Annotated in this window: 13 protein-coding genes; 9 read left to right on the forward strand and 4 right to left on the reverse strand. The window is 53.0% G+C overall.

What is annotated here, in order from left to right:
* Window positions 1-53: 53 nt before the first annotated feature.
* A complete protein-coding gene (locus tag JKA62_RS15910) occupies window positions 54-926 on the forward strand; it encodes an isocitrate lyase/PEP mutase family protein (protein ID WP_011334185.1) in 873 nt (290 codons plus the stop codon).
* A gap of 26 nt (window positions 927-952) precedes the next feature.
* Entirely contained in the window at window positions 953-1,918 is a 966-nt protein-coding gene (locus JKA62_RS15915; RefSeq protein WP_201818573.1) for a 2-hydroxyacid dehydrogenase, read from the forward strand.
* A gap of 175 nt (window positions 1,919-2,093) precedes the next feature.
* Here the strand turns inward: JKA62_RS15915 and JKA62_RS15920 are convergent, their stop codons facing one another.
* Window positions 2,094-2,681: a TetR/AcrR family transcriptional regulator gene (locus tag JKA62_RS15920; protein ID WP_011334183.1), complete on the reverse strand. Its 588-nt coding sequence runs from the start codon at window positions 2,679-2,681 to the stop codon at window positions 2,094-2,096.
* Between the two features lie 97 nt (window positions 2,682-2,778).
* Here JKA62_RS15920 and JKA62_RS15925 point away from each other — a divergent pair, with 97 nt between their 5' ends.
* From JKA62_RS15925 to JKA62_RS15955, 7 genes are all read left to right on the forward strand, one after another.
* Entirely contained in the window at window positions 2,779-3,537 is a 759-nt protein-coding gene (locus tag JKA62_RS15925; protein WP_011334182.1) for an SDR family oxidoreductase, read from the forward strand.
* Window positions 3,538-3,746: 209 nt separating this feature from the next.
* Entirely contained in the window at window positions 3,747-4,178 is a 432-nt protein-coding gene (locus tag JKA62_RS15930; RefSeq protein ID WP_201818576.1) for a MarR family winged helix-turn-helix transcriptional regulator, read from the forward strand.
* A gap of 182 nt (window positions 4,179-4,360) precedes the next feature.
* Window positions 4,361-5,107: an NADPH-dependent F420 reductase gene (locus JKA62_RS15935; protein WP_201818578.1), complete on the forward strand. Its 747-nt coding sequence runs from the start codon at window positions 4,361-4,363 to the stop codon at window positions 5,105-5,107.
* A 223-nt stretch (window positions 5,108-5,330) separates the two neighbouring features.
* Window positions 5,331-6,065: an NADPH-dependent F420 reductase gene (locus tag JKA62_RS15940; RefSeq protein ID WP_201818580.1), complete on the forward strand. Its 735-nt coding sequence runs from the start codon at window positions 5,331-5,333 to the stop codon at window positions 6,063-6,065.
* 225 nt (window positions 6,066-6,290) lie between these two features.
* Window positions 6,291-7,451, forward strand: coding sequence for an IS30 family transposase (locus JKA62_RS15945; protein WP_011334178.1), 1,161 nt, complete (start codon window positions 6,291-6,293; stop codon window positions 7,449-7,451).
* A 118-nt stretch (window positions 7,452-7,569) separates the two neighbouring features.
* Window positions 7,570-7,827, forward strand: coding sequence for a hypothetical protein (locus JKA62_RS15950; protein ID WP_011334177.1), 258 nt, complete (start codon window positions 7,570-7,572; stop codon window positions 7,825-7,827).
* 41 nt (window positions 7,828-7,868) lie between these two features.
* Complete coding sequence (locus JKA62_RS15955; protein WP_111539342.1) at window positions 7,869-8,435, forward strand: hypothetical protein; 567 nt, start codon at window positions 7,869-7,871, stop codon at window positions 8,433-8,435.
* Window positions 8,436-8,543: 108 nt separating this feature from the next.
* On the opposite strand, the gene JKA62_RS15960 is transcribed toward JKA62_RS15955, so the two are convergent.
* The 3 genes from JKA62_RS15960 to JKA62_RS15970 form a co-directional block, all read right to left on the reverse strand.
* Window positions 8,544-9,737, reverse strand: coding sequence for a GAF domain-containing sensor histidine kinase (locus tag JKA62_RS15960; RefSeq protein ID WP_041475277.1), 1,194 nt, complete (start codon window positions 9,735-9,737; stop codon window positions 8,544-8,546).
* Window positions 9,738-10,174: 437 nt separating this feature from the next.
* Window positions 10,175-11,227: an AraC family transcriptional regulator gene (locus JKA62_RS15965; protein ID WP_201818582.1), complete on the reverse strand. Its 1,053-nt coding sequence runs from the start codon at window positions 11,225-11,227 to the stop codon at window positions 10,175-10,177.
* A 6-nt stretch (window positions 11,228-11,233) separates the two neighbouring features.
* Window positions 11,234-12,232, reverse strand: a complete 999-nt coding sequence (locus JKA62_RS15970) for an AraC family transcriptional regulator (protein ID WP_074690576.1) — start codon at window positions 12,230-12,232, stop codon at window positions 11,234-11,236.
* Between the last annotated feature and the right edge of the window lie 24 nt (window positions 12,233-12,256).

Genomic DNA, 12,256 nt, shown 5'->3' on the forward strand with positions numbered 1-12,256 from the left:
CCATGCCTTCTTCCGCGTGGAGAGACCTGATTGGAAAGATTGATGGAGCCAACATGATAGAGCGATCACATCATGATTTACGCAAGGTGTTTGGTGAGTTACTCCAGGGAGACACCTGCAAATTTGCAGCTTCCGTATTCGATCCGATCTCAGTTCGGATGGCATACGACCTTGGCTTTGACGTTGCCATTCAAGGCGGCTCCGTTGCGTCGCTTCAGGTGCTCGGCGCACCTGACATTGCATTACTCACGCTGGATGAATATGTCGAGCAGGTTTCCAGGGTCGGACGGGCAAGCCAGATTCCGATCATTGGGGATGCTGACCATGGCTTTGGTAACGCGCTGAATGTGATGCGAACAGTCACAGAGTTACAGAAGGCCGGCGTTGCAGCCCTGACACTGGAAGACACCCATCTACCGGCCAAGTACGACGAGCAGTCGCATGTGCTTATTGAAAGGGAAGAAGCCGCAGCCAAAATCTATGCCGCGCGATTTGCCCGGTCGGATGATGCACTCAGCATCATCGCCCGTACGAATGTGGCTGTGACCACTTTGGACGACTCCATCGCTCGCACTGCGGCTTATCAGAAGGCTGGAGCAGATGCTATTTGCCTGGTCGGTGTTAAGGACTTCCAGCACCTAGAAGCACTTACGGCACATCTCAGAGTGCCGATCATGCTGATCAACTATGGAAATCCTGCTCTGAGCAATGTTGAAAAATTGAGTGCTGCCAATGTGCGGATCGTGGTCAATGGGCATGCCCCCTATTTGTCCGCAATCAAAGCAACCTACGAGGCGCTACGCGAACAAAGCGGCACGGAGGGGAGCGAGCTATCCCTTCCTGAGCTGCTTTCTAAATACACACTCTCGGACAGTTATCGTGAGTGGGCAAAAACCTTTTTGAAGTCAGAGCACGATTCAAATTGATATTGGAACAGGTGGAATACGCCGTCATGAAAAAGACAATCCTGGCCTTCAGCCGGGTCTCCCCCAGCCTGCTTGAACCTTACAAAGACGACTACGACGTCATCATCATTAGCCCTGAGCTTGGTGATATGGACGCCCAGTTCGAGGCCGCTATTTCGAACGCTCACGGGCTGATTGGTGGAAGTCGTCGTCTGGGTGAAGCTGAGCTGGCTGTGGCTGTAAATCTTGAGATCGTCTCAAGCATATCGGTTGGCTACGACAACTATGACCTCGACTACTTCAACCGCCGAGGGATCATGTTGACCAATACACCAGATGTGCTGAACGAAACCACTGCTGATCTGGCTTTGGCCCTGATCCTCGCCACAGCAAGGCGCATTCCTGAGCTTGATTCCTGGACTAAAGAGGGAAACTGGACACAAACCATCGATGCATCCCAATTTGGGTGCGACGTTCATGGAAAGACGTTGGGCATTATCGGTCTGGGAAAAATCGGAGAAGCCATCGCACGCAGAGGCCGCTTTGGTTTTGGCATGACCATTTTGTATAGCGGCAACAGTCGTAAACCAAAGCTTGAACAGGGACTTGGTGCGAGGTTTGTACCGCAGGAAGAGCTTTTAAGCGCGTCTGATTTTGTTTGTCCGGTCGTGCCATTGACGGACGCCACGAGGAATCTAATCGGACGCAAAGAACTCGCTTTGATGGGCCCGGAAAGTATTTTGATCAATATCTCGCGTGGGCCTGTCGTGGATCAGGACGCACTCATCGAGGCTCTGCAAGAAAAGACAATCCGGGCGGCTGGTTTGGACGTTTATGTGAAGGAGCCCCTGACGAACTCCGAGCTTTTTAACCTGAGAAACGTCGTCACCGTACCTCACATTGGCTCTGCGACGACTGACACCCGCAACGCAATGGCCAAGCGAGCCCTGGAAAATTTGCTTGCGGGTCTGGAAGGTCGCCAGCCGAGGGATCTTGTGCGCTTCAAGAAGTAAGAAGAAGTAGGGCGGATTGAGCTCAAAATTGCCGGCAATATGGCTGCTCTCCGGGTGACGTACATGGTAAGGGGGCGGCGAGAGTTTTCTGAGGCAAGCCAGCTTTGCGCAACATCTGCTTCTGGTGAACGCGATCTGTCCCCAATTAACTCTGACCCTCTTTTCCAGTTGGGTATTAGACCTTGTTTTTCAGGCTTTCAGGGCTCCCAAAACATAGGCCATCCATCACCAGGTTCATCAATCTGGACAAGCGAGATCGCCATTCGCTCTGAGTATCCATTTGCCAGATGCCGGCGATGGCTAGAAAAAAGTCATCGTTAGTGATCCCGGTACGAATCGTCCCCGCGTTTTCGTTCGCTCTTAAAAGCAACTCGGCTGCATCTTGAACTGGAGCGTAACCCGACTTGCCAGGGAAGTCGTAAACGGAGGCCGCTTGTTGGATTGCTGTAGCGAGTCCTGCCTTTGTCATTGCATATTCGGCAAGGCTATCCATCCACTCTCGGAGGGCTTCCTTCGGGGGTCTTGTTGCGAGCAGCTCTTGTGCCAACAAGGCGATCTGCTGCATTTCGAACTGATAGACCTCGAATACCAGCTTCTCTCTGGTAGGGAAATGGCGATAAAAAGTTCCCTGTCCTACTCCAGCCTTTTTCGCAATCGTACTCAGCGGAACTGCAGGATCGCTGGTCAGTTCAACCACTGCGACCTCCAGAATCCGCTCCCGATTTTTCTTGGCGTCAGAACGCATCACCAACTCGTCAGGCATGAATAATTTTCCCTCATTGCATTGCTAAGCGGACAACTGTCCGGTACGGTTTGCAAGTGGACACTTGTCCGCTTAAGTATCGTTTCTGGAGTTTACTATGAACAGCACTGGCAACACGATTCTGGTTACAGGCGGCACCTCAGGCATAGGCCTCGGGCTGGCGCTACGGCTTCATAAAGCGGGCAACAACGTCATCATCGCGGGACGTCGCAAGGCTCTGCTCGACAAAATCGTGTCGGAAAATCCTGGCATTGAATCAGTATTGCTGGACGTTTCTGATGCTCATTCCATCCAGCGCACCAGCGAAGCGCTTGCGATCAGCCATCCAAATCTTAACGTTCTCATCAACAACGCAGGGATCATGCATTGGGAGGATCTGACTGATCCGGGATACTTGAGTACAGCGGAAGATATCGTGACAACGAACCTGCTAGGCACGATTCGTATGGTGTATGCGTTTACTCCCCAACTAATCAAGCAGCCTGGCGCGACAGTGATCAATGTCAGTTCATCTTTGGCATTTGTCCCGCTGCCAGCCACGCCCACCTACAGCGCAACCAAAGCGGCAGTTCACTCGTTCACTCAAAGTCTTCGAGTGCAGCTGGAAGCCTCGCCAGTTGAGGTTATCGAACTTGCGCCACCGGGTGTGCGTACCACATTGCTCGGCCAGGAAAACGACGAGCATGCGATGCCGTTGGAGGAGTTTTTGGATGAAGTCTTCGAACTGCTAAAGATTTCTCCCACTCCACCTGAACTCGTCGTTGAGCGGGCTAAGCCCCTGCGGTTTGCTGAGGCAAGCGGGTCACATGATGACGTGCTGAAAATGCTTGCGGGATACAAACCACCGGCAGAATGAGTCATTGCTCTGAAGCGCGCCCTGTGTCCAGGTGAGCAGATTGCATCTGCTTACCTGCAGGCCGAATCGCTCAATCGGTGTGTTCACAATTTCGCTGCCTGATCCAGGGCATTTCATCTGAAAAAAGATTGGAAGCTTCAGAAGCTGTTGACACCTGTAGGAGTCGAGCATAATTTATGTAGCACACAACATAATAGCAGGCGATATATATGAGTTCGACGCAACGAAGCGTGGCCACAGAACTTTCCTTCGCGCTTAACGCTGCCGCGAACCGGATGGTTCGATTGCACAAGCCGTTCCTCGAACCACTGGGCCTAACTTTTTCGCAGTATCTGGTCACGCTTGAGCTCTTGAACGGGTCGCCTCGATCTGTGAGCGACTTGTGTGAACGTCTCGACATGGAGACCGGCACGCTTACACCGTTACTCAAAAGGCTGGAAGCTGCCGGGGTGATTACACGCACACGTGATGCCGTCGACGAACGCCGAGTGCTTATAGACCTCACGGCGTCTGCCCGCGGCATGGAGGCTGAACTTCGTAGCATCACTGACAAGATCAGAACGGCGTGCCAGCTCACGCCCGAAGACCTTCAGGAGCTTCATCGCACGCTTGAGGGTTTAGCGCGACCGGCTATCAGTTAATACCTGCCTCAGAAGCAGCTGACAAAGGCATAGCTTTTAAGGTGATGCCACAAACAAATGAAACACCGGCTCTCAGAGCCGCGATGTATTTGTAGAACAGATCGTGTAGGGAGAGGCTCTGTTTGTTAGCACTCGCTGAGGCTTATGTTGTGAACATCCAGCTCCAAAGATGAGGAATCTCTATGAACGTCGGAATTATCGGTAGCGGATTTATCGGGGGAACGCTTGCAAGACTGCTAAGCACTGCTGGCCATACAGTAAGAGTTTCAAATTCACGCGGGCCGCATTCAATTGATCCTGATGTGCTCTCCACGGGTGCAATTGCAGTCACGAAAGAAGAGGCTTTGGTGGGTGCTGACGTCGTAATTCTCTCGATACCTTTTGTACGAATTCCAGATCTTAAAGCGCTTCTCGAAGGCCTTCCTGAAGACAGCGTGATCATCGACACATCCAACTATATACCTGCGCGGGACGATCGATTGGATGCAATCGAGAATGGTCAGCCCGACAGTGTATGGGCATCCGAACAAGTTGGCCGTCCCCTCGCAAAAGCCTGGAATACAATTTACTCCGCCTCGCTAAATGAAGCTGGCAGGCCAGTTGGCGATCCGGAGCGCATTGCCGTCCCTGTCGCGGCTGATCGTGATCATGACCGCGTTGTGACAATGGCACTCGTCGAGGATTCCGGATTCGACGCCTACTATGCTGGTTCGTTGGCCGAATCCTGGAAGCAACAGTGCGGCACGCCCTGCTATTGCACTGAGGTGACGCTTGAGTCCCTGCCCCAGGCACTTGCTGACGCGGATCTGGCGCGCTCGCGAAAGCGCCAAGATCTCTTCTTTTCGGTATATAACGAGAGATTCGGCAATATTGGAACAAACCCAAGCCGCAACTACATTGTTCAGCTTTCCAAGCTAATTTATGCGTGAGCTCGTTATGACGAAACATGGAAGACGATCTGCAAGGTCGCCATACATATCAAGTTTCTAAACCATTATGCAGACTAACAATGTCTCAGGCCGCATATGCTTTTTAATAAAATAAGCGCGCCGTGTTTTTTTTCTGATGGTGCTTGATAGGCGAATACAAACAAATCAAGCAGTACTCAGCTAAAACTTTTTCAATTTCACATGAGTGCGAGGAGTTATTTAAATGAAAATCGGAATTATTGGCGCAGGTAACATTGGCTCTACTTTGGCCCGAAAGCTCGCTGCGTGTGGACACGAAGTTAAACTAGCGAATTCGAAAGGCCCTCAGAGCATTCAAAGCCTTGCCAATGAAATCGGCGTGAATGCGGTGACCAGGGAGGAAGCGGTTTCCGGGGTAGAGGTGATTATCCTCTCGATTCCCTTTGCAAATTATCCTGATCTCGAACCGATCATGAGCAAGGTGCCGGAGAAGACAGTTGTCATTGATACATCTAATTATTATCCGGGGCGTGACGGGGTAATCAAGGAGGTCGAAGATGGCATGCCAGAAAGCGTCTGGGTAAGTGAGCAGATTGGCCACCCGGTTGTTAAGGCGTGGAACGCCGTCCTCGCCGCGACCCTCGCAGGCAAAGGTCAGCCGGTCGGCTCCCCAACGCGCCTCGCGCTACCTGTGGCTGGAGGAAGCACATACGCGGAAACCATCGCGCAGGATCTTGTTGAGGATACTGGCTTTATCGCGCTTGCCGCTGGCAGCCTTGAAGAATCGTGGCGCCAGCAACCAGGTACACCAGCGTACTGTACCGAATTGACATTGCCGGAATTGAAATTGGCGCTGAACGCGGCAGACAAGGTACGGGCGCCTCAAAACCGCGACGCACTGATCGCCAGGTTTATGGCTCCCGGGAGTCAGTTTACGCACGAGCAAATAGTTGCCACCAATCGTGCCATGACAGCCTGAGCGGGTTTCTTCCAATGCCATGCCCCGTACGCCAATTCTCTATGCTGCACTAATGCTTAGGCTATTTGGCACTTCAGACGGATAGGTTGAACTGTTGTTTACTACCGCCTAGTCTGAACGAATGTTGGTCGGGAGCGGAATAAATTGAACGTCCGCTTCTGGCTGTGGATTCAACCGGTCGACGCAACACAACTAAATTCTGTGTAAGCAGAAGGAGTGTTGCAGATGAAGCAGAGACCTCGAATCTATTACACCGAAATCCAGAAAAAACTGATGTGGGATCACTGGCAGAAAGGCGACTCTCTCCAGCACATAGCCCAACTATTTGATCGAAACCATTCATCGATACAGCGCATTTTGGCGGAAACAGGCGGTATCAGACCCTCTGTACGCCGCAGATCCAGATTGGCGCTGACGTTGGCTGAGCGCGAAGAGATTTCGCGTGCAGTGGTGGCAGGAAACTCGATCCGCTCCATGGCCGCGCTGCTAGGGCGAGCAGCCTCTACGATCAGTCGGGAGATCAGACGCAACGGTGGCCAAGGATGCTACCGGGCTAATCAAGCTGATCAGGCTGCCTGGGATCGCGCGCATCGACCTAAGGTTTGCAAGCTTGTTGAGAACCGAACAGTGGCGCAAATTGTTGCAGACAAGCTTCAATTACAGTGGTCTCCGGAACAAATTGCCGGTTGGTTGAAGCGTACCTACCCGGACGATGCGAGCTATCAGGTGTCACACGAAACGATCTATCGCACGCTCTTCATACAGGCTCGCGGGGCTCTGAAGAAGGAGTTGCTTGAGCATTTACGGCGCACGCGGGCCATGCGTCGCTCGCGCCATCACACGCAGAAGAAAGAAAATCACGGTCGAATTACTGACGCGGTATCGATCCGCGAACGCCCAGCCGCGGCTAAGGATCGGGCGGTTCCGGGTCACTGGGAAGGCGACCTGCTGTGCGGTAGCAGGAACAGCCAAATTGCCACTCTTGTTGAGCGACATACCCGCTACGTAATGCTGGTGAAATTGGACGGAAAGGATAGCGAGACGGTCATCAGCGCCCTAATTGAAAACGCCCGTAACTTGCCCCAAGAACTCTACAAATCGCTGACCTGGGATCGCGGCAAAGAGATGGCTGACCATAAACGCTTTACGGTGGCTACCGACATCAAGGTCTACTTCTGCGATCCTCATCGTCCTTGGCAACGAGGATCAAATGAGAACACCAACGGGTTGTTAAGGCAGTACTTCCTGAAAGGAACCGACCTTGCGGAGCACTCGCAAGCCACGCTCAATGAAGTGGCAAGGCAGCTAAATAGCCGCCCTCGGAAAACGCTAGACTACGAAACACCGGCAGAACGATTTAGCCAATCTGTTGCGTCGACCGGTTGAATCCACAGCCAGAAGCGGACATCGTCTAAAGGAAGCCTTTGGACTAAAAGAAGGACTTTGTCTTAAAAAGCCGATAGGCTCATGTACTTGTTATCAGTAAAAATCCAGGCGAAGGTACATGGCACTGTCTAAAGGCGATTTCATAAAACTAATCAGCGCTGACCAAGCGAAAATAGTTTTAACTGATTGGATTAACTCCCGCGAGGCAGCGCCAGGAGATATCGCTTTGGTGGAAGAAGTCTATGTCGGAGAGGATGGGCAGATCGTTCGTCTTCTGTGCGAATACCGTCCGGGTTTTCTAGAGTGGCGAACGGTGTTTTATGAGGCAGGCTTGACTTATGAGCTTCTTCCTTCCCGCGCTGACGTCACCACTTAAATTTTTGCCTCCGACAATTAATGCCCCCCCAAGAGCTGCTTATGGAACCTAGTTCACCCGAAAGCAAATCAAAAAGAATAGTTCTAACAGTGGTAGTATTTTTGCTTTTTGGCGCATGGCTTTATTATGTAGGTTGGGCTTCTAAAATTTCAGCAAGAACAGTTTTGATGCCCGAGATCCCCGAATGGAGTACATACCTGTTGATCAGCTCCATTACTGGGCTTACCGCTGCAATTCGAACATTCTACCAGCGGCCTGGGCGCAAGACAGCAGTACAGGCTCTAAACTCTTTCACTGGATGGTTCTGTTTAGGATTTATTCTATCTCTGAATGGTTATGCCACCGCGGCCTATCTTTTGCCCGGCGAGATTGTTAGTTATAAATCTTCATATGAGCTGAGATACCCCGGACCTCCCAGGGGTAAGTTTGGTCGTTGCGAGGCAGGTCTATGGATCGAGGATCAAAGTACAAATCGCTGGATTGAGCTTTGCACGAACAAAATGGATTTGGATAAAAATATACAACAGGGAATGCAGTTCGTGTGGGTGAGTGCCCGCACGAATAAAATAGGTAGCTACATTATGAAATATAATTTCATCTATAATTAAATCCAACAGAATAAAATCTTGCTTTCGTGAGCACCATCGAACCTGAGCGAGAAACCGAATCAAGACCTAACCGTCTTCAACAATGATCTGAAGGATGAAGATCGTTGTTTAGGCACATTTAAGACGAGCGGGAAATCTTGCTACGAAACAAGTTCCCGATTCGAGTGTGGACACCACGCTCAGGTTGCCTCCGTGCGCAGTGGTAATTTGGGAGGCGATATAGAGTCCCAAGCCCAAGCCTTCACCACGTTGTCCAGCCTCCGATCGGGTGAAAGGTTCAAACAGCAAGGGCGACAAGTGCGGCGGTATCGGGGGGCCTTGGTTGGTCACAGATATAACAATTTCGTCCACTTCAGTGTCGGCCTTAACAGTGATAGGCGACGCTAATGAGCCGTGGGTGACTGCGTTTCCCAACAAGTTGGAAAGCAACTGGCTGATACGCAGAGGGTCACAATAGACACCGGCCGGTATGTCTACCAACTCAATAAATGTAGCTCGAGGGTGCGAGATTTGAACCTCATTCAGAGTCAAACGTAGTGTGTTGCCCAGATCATCGACAAGTTGGCGTTTGATTGGAATTCCGCTCCCCATTCGACCCCGTGCAAAATCCAGCACGTTTTCGATCAGGTTTCCCATGCGTGTGGAGCTAGTACGAATGGCTGAAATTAAGCTAAGCGATCTTTTGTCCGTTGTTTTGGTTTCCAGCAGATCGGCGCTCATACGAATGGCGCTCAATGGCGTGCGCAGATCATGCCCGAGTACGGCGACGAATTGCTCGCGCAACCTTCCGTGCTCCTGGGCATTAACTAACTCCGCTTGGGCAATCTCGAGATTATTCTGGGCATCGAGGCTCAACGCTATCAATTGGGCGAAAAGCGTAAGTGTGTTGGCAATGGCCGGGTCATCGAGATGAGCAGGCACAGAGTCGATGGCACACAGTGTCCCAAAAAACTCGCCGTTTGCCTTTATGATCGGAATAGAAATATAGCTTTCCAATCCATAGGTACTGGGCGTGTGATGCAGGGAAAAAACGGGATGTTCACTGGCGTGGCCAAAAATGACCGGTTTTCTGTGCTGCCGAATTTCATGGCAGATCGTTGACTCAAGCACCAGCTCGTCGCCAGGTTTCAAGCCGAACTCAATGGAGTCATCTACTGCGCACGCCACCCAGTTTTTTTCAGTGACCCTGGCGACAGCGGCGAACCGCATTCCAGTGACGTGCTTGACCATGCTCAATATCACCGGCACAGCTTTGATGCGGTGGATAGCATTAATGTCTTGAGAGAACTCTTGGCTGGTCATAGATCTGCGGTTCAAATGAGTGCGTTCAGAGAATATTCCTAATTATCTAACGTTTCCAATAAGCTATTTCATCAAGCTTCACGTCACTAGGGCCAAAACCAGCGAGTGTCATAACGGCCGCCTCCGGCGGTCGATGAAATGGACATCGACTTCGTGTTGACATTCCTCCAACGACTATTTTTTGCCGCTTTCTACCCGCTTTCTACCCGTTACCGTGGCAGCTTTTGGTCGGTTGCTGCCGGAGGCCGCTATTGGCCGATAGCTTCTCCCAGGAGAAAGGGCGACTGTTGGTCGGATGCGGTACATTCTCAACGGTGGCTCGTGTCCAATTGCTTCCTGTCACAAGCGTCCATTTTTTGCCGATAACTCCTCCTAACTGCAATCAACTTGCTACAAGTGCTGACTTCCAATACGAAACAGTTCCAGTTTCAATACGCTCAAGGTCGCTCTTTCACTCGATTTCGAAGCAGCAAGGGCTGTCTGTTCACACCGAATTGCCTGCACCACTCCAGCACCGACACCCCAAACCATCGATGAAAAGCCCGCGAGAATGTACTGACATCGGCGTAGCCCAGCAGGTGCGCTACCTGCGGCAGACTGATCGTCGGGACCTGCAGGTATTTGCGCACCAATTGCTGGCGCGTCTCGTCCAGCAACTGCTGAAAAGAGGTGTTTTCCTCAGCCAGGTGGCGCTGCAAGGATCTCGGGGTGACGGCCATGCAATCGGCCACTCTGTCGATCGTCGCGCGTCCGCTGGGCAACAGATTGCGCAGCAATTGCCTGACGTATCCCGGCATGGCATCGGTGGACAGACGTTCAATACCTGCCAAATGTTCAGCGATGAGCTGATGCAAGGCTTCACTGGCGCAATCCAGCGGCTGCGTGAGCACACTGGCATTGAAGAGCAATCCCGTGTGGGCGGCTGAAAACGTCGGCGTGATGTTTAGCGCCTGCCGATAGAGGCCTTCATCCGCCAAAGGCGCATGGCGGAGCATGATTGCCTCGGGTTGCCATGGTGCACTGGCCAGGGTTTGCATCAGGCGCAGACCGACCCCGCACGCCAGCTCTTCGGCCTGAGCGAGGCCGTCGATCTCCTGCTCATCGGCTCGATAACCCAGTAACGCGATGCCATCGGCCACCTCCAGATAGAGATGCGCAGCGCCGTTGTAGAGGGCGAAATTGGCGCGCAGTTCGCGCAACGCGTCGCCGACGGTACGGGTGTTGTGAATCAGGAAAAACATGTCACCGAAGACGTCGACTCCTTGATGGAGGCCGAACTCCAAACCGAACAATGCGTTGTTCGAGCGCTGCCGGCACAGCGTCAACAAGCGGCAGTAATTGCGAAAGGACAGGATGTCTTCCGGGCGCTGCAGTGACGCTACGGACAGACACGCTTGGCGCAGCATCCGGTTCGGCTCCAGTCCCTGACGCCGGGCAAATGGATCGAAACCTGTCAGGCTGATGGCGCGAATGAACGGGTTGCAAGCCATGTCGATTTACCGAGGTAAGTGTTGCATGCGTTGTTTCCACTGCTGCGGGCTGACCCCGTTCCAGCGCGTGAATGCCCGGGAAAACGCGCTCAGGTCGGCGTAACCCAACAGACCCGCCACTTGCGTCAGGCTGAGCGAAGAATCGCAGAGGTAGCGCGCGGCCATCGACCGGCGTGTCTGGTCCAGCAGCGCCTGAAATCCAGAGCCCTGCGCTCGAAGATAGCGCTGCAAGGTGCGTGGACTGATCATCATGTATTCGGCCATGTCGCGCAGCGTGACCGGGCCGTGGGCCAGTTCATTGCGCAGCCTTTTTTGTAGGTAAGACGGCAATTCCTCCAGCGTCACGCGGGCCAGTTCGTCGATATGTTGCCGGGCCAATTGTTGGTATCTGGCGTCTGTCGTGCTCAGCGGTGTCGTCAGTAATGACTCATCAAACACCCAGGCATTGACCGGGCTGTCGAAACGCGGCGCTACCCCGAGCAAGGCGCGATAGGCCAGGCGGTTGGCCGGAGCACTGTGGCGCAACAGCAGCGATTTTGGTTGCCAGGCGTGCCCGAGCAGTTCGCGCAGCAGGCAACTGGCGATACCCATCGCCAGTTCCACGGTCTGGCGGACCGAAATAAAGGTGCCATCCGTGACGTCGTATAGCAGCAGGGCGTTACCGGCCTGACGCTCAAGCTGCACGAGCGCGCCGTCGCTATGGATATGGAAATAACGTGTCAGCAGGTTCAGCGCCTCGCCGACCGTGCCTGAACTGCGCATGGCGTAAAGCAGGGTGCCGAGACTTTGCGTGCCCTGGCGCAAGCCGAACTGCACGCCGAATAGCGGGTTGTGCGAGCGCTGGGCGCACAAGTCAATCAAGGCATTGAACTGCGCGCCGGACAGTCGAGCATCCAGAGGGTCTTCAGGCAGCTCAACCGCGGCCAGCGCCGAAGCCGGGTCGATGCCCTGACTGGCACAAAACGCCTTGAACCCCAACAGCGCAGTACCTCGAACCGTGGACATCCGCTCAACCCTCAGAATGACCGG

This window comes from Pseudomonas sp. B7 (assembly GCF_016735645.1).
Classification (GTDB): Bacteria; Pseudomonadota; Gammaproteobacteria; order Pseudomonadales; family Pseudomonadaceae; genus Aquipseudomonas; species Aquipseudomonas glycinae.

Excerpts from the sequence above, each read along its gene's own strand:
- JKA62_RS15910 (WP_011334185.1), top strand. The coding sequence starts at position 54 with ATGATAGAGCGATCACATCATGATTTACGCAAGGTGTTTGGTGAGTTA.
- JKA62_RS15915 (WP_201818573.1), top strand. The coding sequence starts at position 953 with ATGAAAAAGACAATCCTGGCCTTCAGCCGGGTCTCCCCCAGCCTGCTT.
- JKA62_RS15920 (WP_011334183.1), bottom strand. The coding sequence starts at position 2,681 with ATGCCTGACGAGTTGGTGATGCGTTCTGACGCCAAGAAAAATCGGGAG.
- JKA62_RS15925 (WP_011334182.1), top strand. The coding sequence starts at position 2,779 with ATGAACAGCACTGGCAACACGATTCTGGTTACAGGCGGCACCTCAGGC.
- JKA62_RS15930 (WP_201818576.1), top strand. The coding sequence starts at position 3,747 with ATGAGTTCGACGCAACGAAGCGTGGCCACAGAACTTTCCTTCGCGCTT.
- JKA62_RS15935 (WP_201818578.1), top strand. The coding sequence starts at position 4,361 with ATGAACGTCGGAATTATCGGTAGCGGATTTATCGGGGGAACGCTTGCA.
- JKA62_RS15940 (WP_201818580.1), top strand. The coding sequence starts at position 5,331 with ATGAAAATCGGAATTATTGGCGCAGGTAACATTGGCTCTACTTTGGCC.
- JKA62_RS15945 (WP_011334178.1), top strand. The coding sequence starts at position 6,291 with ATGAAGCAGAGACCTCGAATCTATTACACCGAAATCCAGAAAAAACTG.
- JKA62_RS15950 (WP_011334177.1), top strand. The coding sequence starts at position 7,570 with ATGGCACTGTCTAAAGGCGATTTCATAAAACTAATCAGCGCTGACCAA.
- JKA62_RS15955 (WP_111539342.1), top strand. The coding sequence starts at position 7,869 with ATGGAACCTAGTTCACCCGAAAGCAAATCAAAAAGAATAGTTCTAACA.
- JKA62_RS15960 (WP_041475277.1), bottom strand. The coding sequence starts at position 9,737 with ATGACCAGCCAAGAGTTCTCTCAAGACATTAATGCTATCCACCGCATC.
- JKA62_RS15965 (WP_201818582.1), bottom strand. The coding sequence starts at position 11,227 with ATGGCTTGCAACCCGTTCATTCGCGCCATCAGCCTGACAGGTTTCGAT.
- JKA62_RS15970 (WP_074690576.1), bottom strand. The coding sequence starts at position 12,232 with ATGTCCACGGTTCGAGGTACTGCGCTGTTGGGGTTCAAGGCGTTTTGT.